Origin of the sequence: Alloprevotella sp. Lung230, from assembly GCF_014385435.1 — a bacterium.
In the GTDB taxonomy this organism is placed as follows: domain Bacteria; phylum Bacteroidota; class Bacteroidia; order Bacteroidales; family Bacteroidaceae; genus Alloprevotella.
Genome location: NZ_JACSUD010000002.1, coordinates 153,597 through 171,338, shown reverse-complemented (window position 1 = coordinate 171,338; position 17,742 = coordinate 153,597). Strand labels below are relative to the sequence as shown.

At 51.0% G+C, this 17,742-nt stretch carries 7 protein-coding genes; 5 read left to right on the top strand and 2 right to left on the bottom strand.

The genetic code is table 11. The features are described from left to right. Positions 1–6: 6 nt before the first annotated feature. Together H8527_RS02795 and fabD are read right to left on the bottom strand one after the other, a co-directional pair. Complete coding sequence (locus H8527_RS02795) at positions 7–1,713, bottom strand: alpha-amylase family glycosyl hydrolase (RefSeq protein WP_187545403.1); 1,707 nt, start codon at positions 1,711–1,713, stop codon at positions 7–9. A gap of 221 nt (positions 1,714–1,934) precedes the next feature. Beyond that, positions 1,935–2,837, bottom strand: coding sequence for an ACP S-malonyltransferase (fabD, locus tag H8527_RS02790; RefSeq protein WP_187545401.1), 903 nt, complete (start codon positions 2,835–2,837; stop codon positions 1,935–1,937). A 650-nt stretch (positions 2,838–3,487) separates the two neighbouring features. Between fabD and H8527_RS02785 the strand changes: the two genes are divergently transcribed. From H8527_RS02785 to H8527_RS02765, 5 genes are all read left to right on the top strand, one after another. Beyond that, positions 3,488–10,111 (top strand): hypothetical protein, encoded by a 6,624-nt coding sequence (locus tag H8527_RS02785; RefSeq protein ID WP_187545399.1) that lies wholly within the window; start codon positions 3,488–3,490, stop codon positions 10,109–10,111. Positions 10,112–10,625: 514 nt separating this feature from the next. Next, positions 10,626–12,152 (top strand): DUF4301 family protein, encoded by a 1,527-nt coding sequence (locus H8527_RS02780; protein ID WP_187545398.1) that lies wholly within the window; start codon positions 10,626–10,628, stop codon positions 12,150–12,152. A 189-nt stretch (positions 12,153–12,341) separates the two neighbouring features. Then, positions 12,342–12,737, top strand: coding sequence for a hypothetical protein (locus H8527_RS02775; protein ID WP_187545396.1), 396 nt, complete (start codon positions 12,342–12,344; stop codon positions 12,735–12,737). Positions 12,738–13,036: 299 nt separating this feature from the next. Continuing rightward, positions 13,037–14,203 carry an efflux RND transporter periplasmic adaptor subunit gene (locus H8527_RS02770; protein ID WP_187545394.1) on the top strand — a complete coding sequence of 389 codons (1,167 nt, stop codon included), beginning with the start codon at positions 13,037–13,039 and terminating at the stop codon, positions 14,201–14,203. Positions 14,204–14,275: 72 nt separating this feature from the next. Then, a complete protein-coding gene (locus H8527_RS02765) occupies positions 14,276–17,719 on the top strand; it encodes an efflux RND transporter permease subunit (protein WP_187545392.1) in 3,444 nt (1,147 codons plus the stop codon). The last annotated feature ends 23 nt before the right edge of the window (positions 17,720–17,742 follow it).

Below are 17,742 nucleotides of genomic sequence, written 5' to 3'. Positions count from 1 at the left end.
CATTTTTTATTTCAAACGATAAGAAAGGGCAACAGTACCATTGGCCGGAACGTGCACCTTGCTGTAACCATCGCGCACAAAGGTGAGTTTGAGGCGTTCTTTGCTGATGACGTCTTTCACGGGGAAAGTGCCTTCGGGCAGTGACAAGAAATCGTAGGCATGAGCCGGAATACGCACGCCCATCGCGGCTTCTTGGTCGCTGAAATTGGCCACGACCAAGATGATTTCGTCTTCTGAACGACGCAGAAAAGCGTAGTGACGACCGGGATTGAAGCCCTCGCTGCCATCGTAGTTAACGTACATCAGGTCGTAGAATAGTCCGTAGATGAAAGCCGGATGCGTGGTGCGGAGTGTCAAGATGTGGTGATAGTAGTCGTACAATTCGCGCTCTGTCGGCGTGAGGATTTCTTCCGTGGCCAGTTTCTTCGACCGCGCTTTGGGAGAGGGCAGTTGGGCCAGTTTGCGCAGGCTCTCGGGGCTCCAATAGTCGAAGATGGTGGTGCGTCCATCGCGGCCGGAGAAGCCCTCTTCGTCCATACCGCGCTCGCCCAGCTCTTGCCCGGCATAAATCATCACAGGGTTCGTGCCCATAAAGGTGGCAGTGACCAATGCCGGCAGGGCTTCCGTGGGGTTGCCGCAGAAGAAGTCGGAAGCAATGCGCTGTTCGTCGTGATTTTCGAGGAAGTAGAGCATGTGGTTCTTGATGTCGTCCGTGGCCTGCCAAGCGTGGGTGATGGAGGCCGCCGCCGACTGCCGGCACACCACAGCCCGTAAGGTGTCGTAAAGTCCCACCTTGTCATAAAGATAGTCGAACCCTCCTTCGTGAATGTAGCTGCGATAGAGGTCGGGATTGTAGACCTCAGCAATGAAGTCGATGTGCGGATAGGCGCGCTTGACCTTGGCAATGGCATAGTGCCAAAACTCCACCGGCACCATCTCGACCATGTCGCAGCGGAAGGCATCCACGCCTTTCGAAGCCCAGAAGAGCAGGATGTTCACCATCTTGTGCCAAGTGCTGGGCGTGGGGGCAAAGTGCTTGCTGCCTCCGCCGCAATAGTCGATGCCATAGTTCAGTTTGATGGTCTCATACCAGTCGTTGCGTCCCGGCCAGGCGGCAAACTGGTCGTTGCCGGTGGCTTTGGCGGGATGCTCCAAGTAGGGGAACTCCACTCCTTTCGAGGCGAAGTTGTCCGTGTGCAGCGGCTCACCCCAGCAGTAGTAGAAGTTGTTGTCCGTCGAGAAGTGTAGCTCGCTGTCATCGCCCATCCCCAAGTCTTCCGTGCCCTTGGGTGCAGCGTCCGAGTGGTATTGTCGTGCCACGTGGTTGGGCACAAAGTCGATAATCATCTTGAGCCCGGCCTTGTGGGTGCGCACCACGAGTTCTTCAAACTCCTGCATGCGATCCTCCACGCGCTCTGCCAAATCGGGATCTATGTCGTAATAGTCTTTGATGGCGTAGGGCGAACCGGCCTTCCCCTTGACCACCCAAGGATGATCTTGCGCAATACCATAGCGCGAATAGTCGGTTTGAGTAGCGTGTTCAATAAGTCCTGTGAACCAAACGTGAGAGAAACCAAAGTCTTTGATGCGCTTCAACACGTCGGTCGTAAATCCGTTCATCTTGGCCGCCCCATTCTCTTCGAGCGTGCCATTGGGGACATTGCTTGTCGTGGGGTTGCCATAAAGTCGGGTGAAAATTTGATAGATAATCATAGTAGAAAAAGTCTGTCGGTGGTCCGGCTGCAAGTTTCGGCAGAAAAGAAAGAGGATGAACATTTTCGTTCAGCCGGATGAGCAGTGGCAAAACGAAGGATGAGTTTTGAGCACTGCCGTGGGGAGAACATGTCTGTGAAACGAACCTACCCAAAAGAGAAGAGGGAAGAAAGTTGGTCTCGACAAGCAAACTTCCTTCTCTCTCGTAAAGAGCGTTGTTCTTACATATGGGTGCCCTGCACGCTCACGGCATCATTGCCCTTGCAGATTTTCGAAATCATGCCTTGCAGCGCCTTGCCGGGACCACACTCCGTAAACTCCGTGGCACCGGCTGCCACCATGTTGTTCACTTCCTTGGTCCACAACACCGAAGCCGTCAGTTGGGCAATCAGGTTGGCCTTGATTTCCTCGGGAGCAGTGTGCGCTTCGCCGTCCACGTTCTGATAAACGGGACAACGCGGTGTGTGGAAGGTAGTGGCGGCGATGGCCGCTTCCAGTTCCTCCTTGGCAGGCTGCATGATGGGGGAGTGGAAAGCACCGCCCACGGGGAGCACCAAAGCCCGCTTCGCACCGGCTTCTTTGAGACGATTGCACGCCACTTCCACGCCTTCGCGTTCGCCGGAGATGACGAGCTGTCCGGGGCAGTTGTAGTTGGCACAGATGACCACCTTGCCCGTCTCTTCGCTCACCTCGCGGCAGATGGATTCAATCTGAGCATCTTCCAAGCCAATCACCGCAGCCATCGTGCCGGGGCATGCTTCGCAAGCTGCCTGCATGGCCAAAGCACGCTTGGCCACAAGGCGCAGACCATCTTCGAAGGTCAGACAACCGGCAGCCGTGAGGGCCGAAAGTTCGCCGAGGGAGTGTCCGGCCACCATCTCCGGTTGGAAGGCATCGCCGAGGCAGAGTGCGCTGATGACGCTGTGGAGGAACACGGCCGGTTGCGTCACTTTCGTCTGCTTGAGTTCTTCGTCCGTGCCTGCAAACATGATGTCGGTGATGCGGAAGCCCAAGATTTCATTGGCCTTTCCAAAATACTCTTTGGCAATGGGGTGATTTTCATAAAGATCTTTGCCCATACCTACGAATTGTGCGCCCTGACCGGGGAAAACGTATGCTTTCATACTTTCTTGTTTGTTGAGTTTAATGGATGATGTTGCTTTTTGTTGGATGATATGGACACGGCAGAAAAGCCACCGTCCACTTCATTGCAGGAGCAAAAATAAGAATTTATCTTTGTTTGAACGTGCTTTTTGAGAAGAAAAGCAGTTTTTGCCCTTGTTTTTGAAACGATGCTGCCTCTCTTTCTCTTTCACCGGAAGCACAACCCATGTTGAGGGAAAAGGAGAAAAAGTCTTTTTCTCAAAGATAATCTATAAACCAAACTTTGGTTTATGTAATTCAAGGTTTGGTTTATGTAATTCAAACCTTGGTTTATATAATTCAAAGTTTGGTTTATAGTTTTTCTCCCATCTGCGCAACTTTGCAAGGGAGAGAAATAACTTTCCAAAGGAGACAAGTAAGTTGCAACGGCAGCGCAATAAATATCCATCGGACAGAGCGTCCGGCATCTCCCTTTTGAGCGTCTCCTTCTTTGATTTTAGTCTGTTTTGTAAACTATAGCTTTCAAAATCGGGGGGGGGGGGGGTAATTTGATTTATTCACTTTTTCGCCGTTTCTTTTGTTTATATTTTTTATGCGCATTACCTTTGTGGAAACCCCATTCTCCTTTCTGCATAAAATATAAACACGAAACATTATAATTTCTCACACCATGCAAAGATTTCTCTCTGCGCTTCCAATCCGTTGGGCACTCCTGCTCGTCACCGGACTGTGGAGCATTCTGGCTGTTGCACAAAGCACTTGTCCGGAACTGAAAGTGAGCGATTTCAAGGTCAACTATTACGCCGCCAATGCTGATTGTGGCACGGCCGGCCAAATCATCGTGACCTATCGCAACAACGTGGCGGGCTTCTCGAAGCTCACCTACGAAACCTCGACCGATGGCGCAACATGGGCCAATCCCGTGGAGCAGACCAATCTGTCCGTACCCACCACCATTCCCCTCACCAGTTGGGCAGCGGGGCAAACCATCCACCTGCGCGTCACCGGCACTTGTCCCTCCGGCACGCAGGAAGTGGTGTTCTCCCCACTCACGCACCGCTCCGAACAGCCCCACGCGGTGGCGCCGGTGTTTGAAACCACACCTGCGGGTGGATGCTCGGCCACGGCCGGTTCTATCGATGTGTCAGTCGGAGCCGTAACGGGCTTCACCAAAGCGGAATATTTCCTTTATCAAGGTACGACGCTTTTGAATTCGATGACTTCCAACACGCCTTATGCCGAGAGCACATTCTACAACCTCCCCTCGGGCACGTACAAGGTGGTGATGCGCGCCACTCCGGCGTGCACGCCTGCTTCGCCCACCGCTGCATTTAAGAACGGTGCTTATGAAGTAGAAGAGACGGTCAAAGTGGGCTACTTCTCCATCCTGCCCACGCCCATTCCCACGCGCGGCACAGCTTGTGCCGGAGGTGTTCGCGTGGCCGTGGCCCGCGTGATGGGCGTGAACGGCTTGAAGTACGAAGTGCTTCCCTCCGGTGGCGGTGCTGCCTTGCAAACCGAACAGCTTGTCTATCCGAACTTTACACATACGTTCCTCAATCTGCCCAGTGGCAACTATGAACTCCGCGCCACGAGCGACTGCGGTACGGTGGAGACGGTGCCTTTCACCGTCCCCATCGGTAGCGCCGGCACGCTCTCAGCGAGTGCTCTGCAAGGCACGTACGCTCATTGCTCCATCGGTAAGATTTCGGCCACGGTGCCGGGCACGAGTGAGGCCTGCCCTGTGGACTATACGCTCACACCCAATGGCGGCGGTGCACCGACGACTCAACTCGGTGTGACGGAAGAGAGCGCTGTCTTCGAAGGGCTCGCCCCCGGCAACTACACGATTTCAGCCACATGGGCGGGACAAACGCAATCCGCAACGGCAGCTGTGCCCATCGTCAGTTTGGGCGATTTGAAGGTCACGGCCACGCGCGCCGATTACTTCTGCGACCCTACCGGAACGCTCAAAGTGGAGCTGGAGAATGGCGTCTACTTAGACAACTCCACGCTCATCCTCTACAACGAGGGCACGCCGGTGCGTACTCTCTCTCTCTCCAAAACCGACCGTACCAAAACATTGTCGGGGCTGGTGCCGGGAGCTTATACCCTTAAATTTAGAACAACTTGTGGAGAAGAGTTGAATGCTACTTCTACGATATCTTCGAACAATAGTACAGGGATAACTGTGGCAGGGGAAGACAATGGTTGGAGCACTCCACCTACAACCGGACGTTTCCTCCTTGGCACCTGTTCCGAAGGTTTACCTCTCCAATATGCTAAAGATTATTCTGCCGCTCAATTGAGTTCTGCTGCAGCTAAGCGATTCGTAGATGGAGCAACTTATGAACTTTACTACAAAGATAAACTGCTGGGTAGCGGTCTGCTTCCGGCACTGAAAGATGACAAGTGGACTGTTCCAGTAGCTGCGAGTGACATTGAAGATCTTGGTAAGGACAACTCTTATGTTAAGTTTAAAATTATTCCTGCTTGTGGTACACCCGTCATGGTGTTTAATGATAGTATCACTTCTTATTATACATTGCCTTCTGCAAGCATAGCTGCAGAGACAATGGTTCCTTCTCCTGACTGTGAAGCCTTGGGTAGCGTAACAATCAATACAACGCTTTCGCAATCTGTTTTTGCTAACCTTTCTGCTAAGCTCCTTGTCCATAAGGTGGGCACGACTACACCTATTTATGACGATGAGGTGTCGAGTTCAGTTCCCAACATCACATTGCGCAACCTTGCTACGGGAGATTATACCTACGAATTGATGGTGTGTGGTAACAGAAAAGTATCTTCGGGCACTTTTAAAATTGAAGCGAAGTTATCAGAAAAAATAGTTAATAAAGCATATTCTGTAACTCCAGCAAGTTGTGGAAGAAGTGGTGCCATCAATTATTATTTCTTTAACGATATCTCGAAAGTTAAGTTCACTCTACGCGATCAAAACGGTACTACATACGCTTATACACGCAAGTCAACTGCTTATATCACTTATGAGGGACTTCCTGCCGGCACCTATACTCTCTCTTATCTCCTATCTGGTAGCGGAACATGTTCAACCTCCGGCTCACTTCCTCCTACTATCGTTCCAGAAGGTTGGGGACGGAGCTCACAAGGTAACGTGACTATATTATACAGTATACTGGATAGAGGGGACTTCTGTACTAACAATCAGAGTATTGAAGTACATTTGTCAGATCGCCTAGGAAATCCATTATCCATTTCAGGCAGTGTAACCTATAAGGCGTATGATACCAATGGACATCTGTTGGAAACCAAAGTGGCAGCATCTCCCGATGAAAAGATTACCTTCAACAATCTTCCAGAAGCAGGAGTAAAAATTGTGGCCGAGGTGGGTTGCGGAGAAGTTTATGTACAAATTGGACGAGACGATTGGCAGCACGCTAAAAAATATCCTGAAGATGCCATTGATGTAAAAGTTGTCCCCTACTACCCAGGCTGCCAAGCTGCCGGAGTGGTTATGACTTCTGACCTCTTGACGAAAGGTTATGCCCAAATGCCCACGAAAGTGTATCTTTATGACCGTACGGGAGATGTTGCTTATGATTCTATCTCATCAAGTTCGGTGATTGAACGAGCAGAATTTACAAATTTAACTCCAGGGTTGTATTATAAAATTCGTTATGTCTATTGTGGAGCCAATCTTGACAAAACCGTCTATATCACTGCAGCTACAGCAATGGATGTGACAGCATGGGTAGAACCCCAAACCAATCCTTGTGAATTGGGCAAGGTGAATATTCGCCTCTCTCCAGAAGATCCAAATTTGAGCGTACACTATGAGGTGACAAATCATACGACGGGAGTTTTGGCTCTGGATGAAACTCATCCCGGCATCAATACTACCCTTAGACTTCCCGGGGGTACGTATGATATTAAAGTAACCTATTCGAGTGCTTGCATTGCTGCTGAAAAGATGCTTACGGCTACTGTTCCAGAATCTTCCCTTAACATTGGTTATAGCAGCCACAATTTGACTTGCCACTCGAACGGTATAATTGAAGCCTACGTTTATGAGCAGAGTAAAGGAAGGTTGAGTAAGATGGAGTACATTTTGCAAAACTCTTCCGGTGGTACCCCACAAACTGCAGAAACTACCGACCCAACGGAAGTGAAGAAATTCATCGGCCTTCCTCCCGGTACTTACAAACTGACAGCCAAGGGAACATGCATAGATAGTGAAGGAAATTTGCAGACGTATACCAAAGAGCAGGATATAACTCTTCCTACAAGTTACACAGCACCATTGACGGTTGTACAAGATCCGGACAAACATAAAGCAACCTATGTCTGTCCAGCCCAAGGAGTAATAGGACTTTCAATCGGAGGAAGTAATAGTAATTATTGGAACAGACTTGTTCACGTTTATGTCATCGAAGACCCTAATGGGCCTGTATCTCCTAAAAAGGAACTTAAGCCAATTAGTGACTATTCTTACGAAAGATGGGGCGGCGATCTAATTCCTGGAACTTATAAGCTTTGGGTTACCGATGGCTGTATGGATGTGACGGTGCCTAATGTGGTTGTGCCTGCCATTCCGGAAGTTGCGAAAGTGACAGGACTCTATCAGTGTGTCGAAGTTCTCCCTAATTCTTGTAGTTTGCGGGCTAGCGTCAAAATAGACCTCTCAGCATTGTCACAAACGGAGATGCAGAAGTTTGTGGAGACCTATTATTATGGTAAATCTCCATATGAAATCGCCGTTGTTCCACCCGGTGGAAATAGAACCACTCAGCCTTGGTCGTCTAGGTTCTCCTATGGTAGCACTTCTGATCGTTATATGTTGGTGACAGATACTTTTCCCAGCTTTAATGTCTCAGCAGGGGTCGATGTACTCTTGCGTCTGAAATCATGCCCTTCAATCGTAAAGCGCGTGTCTTTGTCTGGAATCAATCTCTGTAATATCGCAGCTGGAGCGGACTTGTATGAAGACCGTTGTATGGGCACCTTGAATTTGACGCGTTTTGCGGCAACATCATGCCAATCTTATGATATCATTGTGAGAAAAGGCTCGGCGACAGGTAGTATTGTTAAGCAGAAGACCATAACCAACTATGGTTGGGAAAAGCATAACTTTGAAGACTTGCAAGTACCCAATGACGACACTTACTTCTATCAAATCAATTTGGCTGGTACTTCCACCCAGTTGTGGCAGAAGCAAATCGCGCCATACACATATACACCTTATATGGAGGCCATTATTTATAATCGGACCACGACTTGTACAGGAGAGTATTATACTTGGAATGTAGGCAACCTGCCTTGTATGGGACGTGGGCGCTTTATCGTACGGAATTCAGGGATGACTGAAATTGAGCGAAGTCCTTTGATGGACATCACTTATAGTGCAAGCTGGAAAAGCAATACATTCTATGCAAGAAATCAGCGCTACTACATCGATTTTGTGAAAGAGGACGGCACATCCTACTTTTCTGCCATCCATCAGCATGTTGTTAGTTACGCTCTTCCTACAAGCTATCATATAGGTGACTACGTTGTAGGGAATAAATGCCCAGGATATGGATCTAATTATCCTTATCTGGGCGAGGACTACACCGCCCTCTTCCCTCAATATCCATCAGGTACACAAGATAGAGATAAACGTATTCCCAAGATTCTTCGCATTGAGTTTCGTAACACTACAACCGGTGAAGTGTTTTACTGTGATGAGCCGCTTTGGAACCAGGCTCGCGACACCTATCATTATCTACGAATCTGGGGACCTTCAGGAAAATGGATGGTGCAATCGGGAGGTGTGGTAAAACCTGCCTATCAACTTACGGCGGGTAACTATGTCTTTACCGTTACTGAAGATTGTGGACCAAAGACTGGAACTTTTAAGGTAACAACAGAGGAGAGCATTAAGTTTGAAATGCACGATCCTATCGTGACGATGGATTGTGATGGTAAGTTACATGTAACTCCGCAGGGGCGTGCCTATTTCCCAAGTGGAAAAGAACCTGTGTCCATGTCTGGATACTGTGTGGGATGGTCTTGCCGAGAAGGCTCCTACAACTGGGGGCAATCCTTCTCCACTTATAATGCTTATCCTAGCGTATACCTTACAGCCAAATTCCAGGATGGTAGTACTTGTTCCTCTCAAGAGTATAAATTAGATCTCTCTCGCTATTTCCTCAACTTCGATGGAGCTCAATCGTTGAGTTTCTTCTGTCCGAGTAGTAATCAGGGAGTTATCACGATTGGGCTGAAAGCCGGGCATCCCCCTTATACTTATATCCTGAAGAAGTCCGATGGTACGGTGGTGGATACGCATGCCAATGTGAACGGAGCAACAACCTTCTATACAGGGCAGTTGGGCGAAACCTATCGTATTGATGCCACCGATAATTGTGGCTTGACCTATATTCATCAAGACGTGCAGTTGCAAGCTCCTGCAAAAATAGGACTAGCCATGAGTCGAGAAGTCTATTTTTGTGAAGGAGAGCAACTAACCTATACCCCCATTAATCTGGTAGGAGCGACCTACAGCTGGACAGGGCCGAATGGATTCTCTTCGACCAATCCACAACTGAGTTTTACCGCGACGGCAGCACGTGCCGGTACGTATCTGCTGAAAGTGTTGCCCAGCTCTTGCACCACAACCATTGACGCTACGATCAAGGTGCATGTGGTGAAAGTGCAGGAAGTGCCCACGACTACCAGTGCTCGCGTATGTGCCGGACAAACCGCTACCATAAATATCGGGGCACCCACTGTTGTGAGTGACGGTCTGCCTTCTACGCTTCATAAGTATCAGTGGCAGATTAACGACGACCTCAGCAATGCAAATGGTTGGAAAGGGATTGCAGGAGCCACGAGTGAACAACTCACCTATGCTCCGCCCTATACCGGTACGTACCATGTGCGGCGTGTGACGGTGTTGGGCAACTGCTCCGGCATCAGTGGTGTGTCGACCATTACGGTAGACCCGGGCATGACACAGACAGTCTCTAATGAAGAACTCAACGTGACCATCGACCACAAGAACCCCTTCACCCTCACGGCCGGTCTGCTTTCGGGCAGCCCCACCCGGAGCTATCAGTGGCAGCGCAGTTTGGACAAAACATCGTGGACAAACATAGCCAGTGCGACGAACGAGACTTTTACCGAAACGCAGCGTTACGGCTCTACGGTTTATTACAAGCGCGTGACCACCTCAGGCACCTGTGTTGTGGAAAGCCCCATCATCACGGTACGCTTCAAGAAGCGCTATCCCGCTATGGTGAATCCCCACCTGCGCCAGCGTGTGCTGACGGAATGATCAACTTACTTTTCTCTAAGTAGGTGTTCAAAATTAATCGTAACGATCTTCTGCGTAGGGTATTCTCTACTTTGACACCATCTTTGTTTCCCTTTTCCGCCATCTCGCCTTTGTTCATCAGTCGTGTAGCTCGCTACACTCCTTCCTCACAAAGACGACCTGACGAAAAATTGAAACAAATCTAGTATCAATTCATTTCGAACACCTACTTACAACTGCGTAAGTGTACGTGGTTATTTGGCCGAGGCCCTCCTGCCCCGAACGATGTATAGCTATTATGAGTTATAGCAATATGTGTGAGAGTACATCGTTACGGAAAGGAGCGGCCTCGGTTTTCTTTTTTTAGAGGGGGATAATGAACGTCATTGAGGACTGAACGGAATCTAAGTCGAAGAAATGTTGACGGGGAAGGAGAACATTTGAGGAGGTATGCATTTTTTTCTATATTTCTCCCTCTCGTTGTACTAAAAAGTCGTATCTTTGCCTCAACGAAAACTGACAAACGCGAATCACTATGATGACAGAACAAGATTGTGCCCTTTTGGCCAAGAAGGGCATCAGTGAAGAACAACTTAACGCTCAGTTGAGCGCGTTTCAAACGGGATTTCCCTTTTTGCAGTTGGAGGGCGCGGCTGATTTGGCCAACGGCGGTATCTATGCGCCGGATGCAGCAGCGGCCGCCCGCCACTTGTCCGACTGGGAAGCCTACACTGCCGATGCCGACCATCGTGTGGTGAAATTTGTGCCGGCTTCGGGTGCGGCGAGCCGTATGTTCAAGGATTTGTTTGCCTTCTTGGAGGCCGACTATGAAATGCCGACCACGGAGTTTGAGCGGACATTTTTCGATCGCCTGGAGGATGCGGCTTTCCTCGATGACCTCGACCGAGTGCTGATCGCCCACTATGGCAAAGATACGGCTGCACTCGTGGCTGAAGGGATGTATAAGGCTGTGGTCGAAGGCCTCCTCGGGAGCGATGGGCTCAACTATGGCCGGCTGCCCAAGGGGCTGCTGAAGTTCCACCGTTACGAAAGCGGTGCTCGCACACCCTTTGAAGAACACCTTGTGGAGGGGGCACGCTATGCCAAGGATGGCAAGGGACGCGTTCTGGTGCATTTCACGGTCTCGCCCGAACACCGTGCACTCTTCGAAGTTCTGGCTCAGGAGAAGAAAGCGGACCTGGGCAGAGAACTGGAAGCAGAATTTAATATTTCCTTCTCCGAACAGAAGCCCTCGACCGACACCATCGCGGTCAACGCCGACAACACGCCCTTCCGCAATGCCGACGGGACGCTCCTTTTCCGCCCCGGAGGACACGGAGCACTCATCGAAAACCTGAACGACATCGAAGCCGATGTGGTGTTCATCAAGAACATCGACAATGTGGTGCCTGACCGCCTGAAGGCCGACACCGTGACCTACAAGAAGTTGCTGGCCGGTGTGCTGGTGGGATTGCAGGCACAGGCGTTTGCCTACCTCGACGAACTCGACGAGGGCAACGTGGGCGAAGATCGCTTGCAGGAGATGCTGCGCTTCGTGGAAGAACAACTCCACTGCAAGAGCACAGCAGCACGTGCACTGGAAGGTCTGGAACTGATGGACTATCTCTACTGCAAACTCAACCGCCCGATGCGCGTGTGTGGAATGGTTCGGAACGTCGGTGAGCCTGGTGGCGGTCCCTTCTGGGCCTACAATCCAGACGGCACGGTGTCGCTCCAAATCCTCGAAAGCAGCCAAATCGACATGACAGACGCGAAGAAGAAAGCCATGTTTGAGCAGGGTACTCACTTCAACCCCGTTGACTTGGTTTGTGCTGTGCGCAACTATGAAGGCACACCGTTTGACCTGCGTGAGTATGTTGACCCCGCCACGGGATTTATTTCTCACAAGTCGAAGGACGGCCGTGAACTGAAAGCTTTGGAGCTGCCCGGCCTGTGGAACGGAGCGATGAGCGATTGGAACACCATCTTTGTGGAAGTGCCGCTCTCCACGTTCAATCCTGTTAAGACGGTCAACGACCTCTATCGCGAACAGCACCAGTGAGGCTTCGTCCTCGTTGCTTAAGTAGAATCTCAAAGTAGAGAACATCCTACGACTAAGATGGCTACGATTCATTTTGAAGACCTACTTATTTTCAGAAAAGACCTTTCACTCGGCAACATAGCGCTTGCTGGGTGAAAGGCCGTTTTTTCTTTCCCTTCTTTTTTTCTCCTCCTTTCTCTCTTCCTGCCGATGTCTCCTTCTCCCCTCTCACGCCCTCTTCGTTGGCAAGTTGCCGCCATCCTTTTCCTGATGGGAGGCAGTTTTCTGCTCTATGCCGTTGTTCCTGCCTTAAGGAGCGGATTGCACCTTTTATATATAGGCATCTGGCCGGCCTTGTCGGTCATAACGGTGAACTTTGCCCTCCGACATTGGCGCACTCCTCGGCGTGAATGGGCGGACCTGCTGCGTTTGGGACTGCTGTTGAGCTGTAGTGTGGTCACTTTACTTCACTTTGAGGGGACGTTGTGGCAGTGGGTGGTGTGCAGCGTGCTGGGCGTAGGTAGTGCCCTCGGCCTTTGGCGCTTCCGTGTCACCGGTTTTCTGCTTTTCCTTCTCTCTTTCTTGTCCGCCCCGCTGCTTTTTTGAACTTCACGATACGAGTTTTTGCTACTGCGAGAGAAGTCGTGACAGAGAATCTGCGATTTGCAAAATAGAGTGTAAAACGCAAGCACTCAACTCTAATAAAGCCTAAAAAATTGTGTAGCCGGCCGAAATCTTAGAAAACCCTTTGTGCGTGTTTGTTTTTTTCGGCGTATCTTTGCAGTCGTGAATTGAACACAAAACACCTTTTATATAATGATGTTGCGCCCCCGCCAAGTTCGAGCATCATCTTCTTTACAGACTTCATCATTGGCACAATAAAATAAACAATCAATCTCCTTTTTATGAAAAAAATCGCTTACTTCGTGCTCGGTTTGGCACTGGTAGCTTGTTCGGGCAACAAGCAACAAATGCCCCCGGAAGACACCAAATTTGCTGTTGAGACGGTAGCTGCCTCAGATGCCCATCTTAGTGTCTCTTATCCCGCCACCATCAAAGGCGTGCAGGACATTGAAATCCGCGCTAAGGTGGCCGGGCATATCACAAAACAACTCGTCGATGAGGGCGATTTTGTGAGCGCTGGCCAAGTGCTCTTTGTGATTGACCCCACACAGTATCGTGCGGCTGTGGAGCAGGCACAAGCTGCGGTCAATGTGGCCAAGGCAAGCATTGCCACGCAAGAACTCACGGTGCAGAACAAGAAAATGTTGCGCGAGAAGGACATCGTGTCGCAATATGACCTCGATGTGGCACAAAACCAGTTGGCACAACTGAAGGCTCAGTTGGCTCAAGCCCAAGCAAGCTTGACCAACGCCAAGGACCAGCTCTCCTACTGCACCATTCGTGCGACGAGCGCCGGAGTGATAGGCACCATCCCCTATCGCGTTGGATCGCTAGTGAGCAGTGCTTCGGCTCAGCCTCTCACGGTGGTGTCGAACCTCTCGAAGATGTACGTTTACTTCTCCATGACTGAAAAGCAACTGCTCGAGATGACGCGCACCCACGGTGGCACAGATGCTGCAATCAAGGAGATGCCCGATGTAAACTTGCTGCTGGCCGATGGCTCTACTTATGAACAGACGGGCCGTGTTTCGACCATGTCGGGCGTTGTGGAAGGGACAACCGGTTCCGTGCAAATGCGTGCCACTTTTGACAATCCCCACCGTGTGCTCCGTTCCGGTGCGACCGGTGTGGTTCGTTTCCCCGTGAACCGCCCCAACGCCATCCTCGTTCCTCAGAAGGCCACTTATGAGATTCAGGACAAGAAGTTTGTCTATGTCGTGGACAAAAACAATAAAGTGCACTCCACTGAGATAGAAGTGCTTGCTCAGAGTGATGCCACGAACTATGTCGTGACAAAGGGTCTGAAGGTGGGCGACCGTCTCGTGGTAGAGGGCATCAATAAACTCAAGAACGACATGCAGATTACGCCTATCACCACGGCACAAAGCGATGCCCAGCTCAAGAAGTCGGAGCAGCACATGGCTGAAAAGAAGATGCCCGGCCAGTAAACGAGTGCCCACAATCATAAAGGACAAGAGAGAAGTGTGTGCTGCACAACTCCTGAAATACGAACAACAACAATGAAATTAGATACCTTTATCAACCGACCGGTGCTCTCGACGGTGATTTCCATCTTCATCGTCATGCTCGGTACGCTGGGACTCATTTCGCTCCCCATCACGCAGTATCCCGACATTGCTCCGCCCACCATCCAAGTGCAGACGGTCTATCAAGGCGCTAATGCACAAACGGTGTTGAACTCCGTGGTGACACCGCTCGAAGAGCAAATCAACGGTGTAGAAGGCATGGACTACATGGCGTCTACGGCCACCAATACCGGACAAGCCACGATACAGATTGTCTTCAAGCAGGGCACCGACCCCGACATGGCGGCCGTCAACGTGCAAAACCGTGTGGCCAAAGCCACGGGTTATCTGCCGGCCGAAGTGACGCGTGTGGGTGTAATCACCTCCAAGCGCCAAAGTTCGATGTTGATGGTGTTCTCCATCGTCGACACTGAAGATCGCTACACGGACGAATTTATCTCCAACTATGCCAACATCAACATTGTCCCCCAGATACAGCGTGTGAATGGTGTGGGTGAAGCGCAAGTTTTCTCCGGCGCCTATGCTATGCGCATTTGGCTCGACCCTGAGAAAATGGCCTCTTATGGCCTCGTTCCTACCGACGTGACCGGCGTATTGGCCGAGCAGAACATCGAAGCCGCTCCCGGTAGTATCGGTGAGCGCGAGAACAATACCTTTCAGTACACGTTGCGCTATCGCGGCCGTCTGCAAGAAGTGCCCGAGTTTGAAAACATGGTCATCAAGTCGCTGGCCGATGGCACCGTGTTGCGCATCAAGGACGTAGCTCGTGTGGAATTGGGCAGTGAAACCTACTCTTTTGGTAGCCGAATGAACGGGCATAAGGCCGTGTCTTGTATGGTGTCTCAGATTGCGGGATCGAACGCCACGCAGATTATCAAGGACCTGCAAGCCACCCTCAAAAAAGCCGAAGCCGACATGCCTTCCGGCCTTGAAGTACGCATTTCGCTCAATGCCAACGACTTCCTGTTTGCCTCTATCCACGAAGTGGTCAAGACGCTTATCGAAGCCTTCGTCTTGGTGTTCCTGGTGGTGTTTCTCTTCCTACAAGACATGCGCTCAACCATCATTCCCACAGTGGCCATCCCTGTGGCACTGGTCGGCACTTTCTTTGTGCTTTATCTGATTGGGTTCTCCCTCAACCTCCTCACCCTCTCGGCCCTCGTACTGGCGATTGCCATTGTGGTCGATGACGCCATTGTCGTCGTGGAAGGTGTCCATGCTAAGCTGGACATGGGCTATTCTTCTGCGCGGAAAGCCTCACTTGACGCGATGAGCGAACTCGGAGGGGCTATCATCTCGATTACCCTCGTGATGATGGCTGTGTTTGTGCCCGTATCCTTTATGGGAGGTACCAGCGGTACGTTCTATCGGCAGTTTGGTATCACCATGGCAGTGGCCATTGGCTTCTCGGCCCTCAACGCTTTGACCCTTTCTCCGGCTCTTTGTGCCATCATCCTCAAAGCCCACGGTGACGACAAGAGTCTGGGCGAACGCGTGAAGGTGGCCCAGAAAGAGGCACTCCACTTGATGAAGGAAAAGTACAGCATCAAGAAGCGTGGCTTTGCCATCCCCTTCCCACCGCTGGTGACAACGATTTTGCTCATTGCAACCATTGTGATGATGATTTTGGGCTGGTTTACCTTCGAAAACATCTTCCTTTCCATCATTGCTTGGATTGTCGCTGTTGCAGCGGTGTTGGGCCTCTTCTCCGACCGCTTCATCGAAGCTTTCAATAAGTTCTACGACAACTTGCTGGAGAAATATAAGAAAGGTGTGAACCGCTTCATCGTTCGCCCTTATCTCTCCATGGGATTGGTGGCCGGCGGTATTGCCCTGCTCCTTTTCTTCATGAACATCACTCCCACCACACTTGTACCCTCCGAAGACACCGGCACGGTGATGGGCGCTGTGACGATGCCTCCCGGCACCTCGCAAGACCGCACCGAGGCGATGCTCAAACGTGTCGAAAAGTTGGTGATGGCCTCTCCGCTCGTTGAGAACACGATGGTGATTTCGGGTTTCTCCTTCATCGGTGGACAAGGTTCTTCTTATGGTTCGTTCATCATCAAACTGAAGAACTGGGAAGAGCGCAATGCCCTTACGGAAAGTTCGACCATCGTCTTCGCGAACCTCTACCTCGAGTCGCAAAAGGCATTTAAGGACGCTCAGGTACTCTTCTTCACACCGCCCATGATTATGGGCTATGGTGTGACCAATGGTTTCACCCTGAACCTCCAAGACCGTACCGGTGGCGACCTCACCAAGTTCAAGCAAGTGGCCACCGACTTCACTACAGAACTCGAGAAGCGCCCCGAAATCCAGTCGGCACAGACCAACTTCGACACCCGCTTCCCGCAGTACATCATCGACATCGATGCCGCGCAGTGTAAGCGTGCCGGCATTTCGCCTTCCGATGTGCTCATGACGCTCCAAGGCTATTATGGCGGTCTCTACACCTCCAACTTCAACCGCTTTGGTAAAATCTACCGCGTCATGGTGCAGGCCGAGCGCAGCCAGCGTGCCAACTACGAGTCTCTCAATAAGATTAAGGTGCGCAACAACCGCGGTGAGATGGCTCCCATCACGCAGTTCATGACACTCACCCCCACGATGGGGCCTGACAACATCACGCGCTTCAACATGTTCACCTCCATCGCCATCAATGGTAATCCGGCCAACGGCTACACCTCCGGCCAGGCCATTAAGGCGATTGAAGAAGTGTCCAAGTCTACGTTGCCGGTGGGCTACTCCTACGAGTACTCCGGTCTGACGCGTGAAGAGCAAAACAGCGCCGGCAGTACGACGGGCATCGTGTTTGTCCTCTGCTTCGTGTTCATCTATCTGCTGTTGTCTGCCCAATATGAGAGCTACCTCCTTCCCTTTGCCGTGTTGCTCTCGGTGCCTTTCGGTCTGTTGGGTTCGTTCTTGTTCATCCAAGGTTTCGGCAGTCTGAGTGGTCTCCCCGGTATGGCCGGCCAACTCTTCGGCGCCATCTTCGGGAGCGCGCAAAACAACATCTACGTGCAGATTGCCCTCATCATGTTGATTGGCTTGCTGGCCAAGAATGCCATCCTGATTGTAGAGTTCGCCCTTGATCGCCGCAAGATGGGAATGAGCATCACGGCTGCTGCCCTCCATGGTGCTGCCGCTCGTCTGCGTCCCATCTTAATGACCTCCTTCGCCATGATTATCGGTCTGTTGCCGCTGATGTTCGCCTTTGGTGTTGGCGCCAATGGCAACCGTTCGCTCGGTATGACCGCCATCGGAGGTATGCTCATCGGTATGATTTGCCAAATTTATGTGGTGCCCGCCCTCTTCCGCATCTTCCAAGCTTTGCAGGAGCGTGTCAAGCCCCTTGACTTCAGCGACATCCACAACGCAGACGCTACGGCCGACCTCGAACAATACACGAAGTAAATCTTTTCACAAAGAGAGTAGGG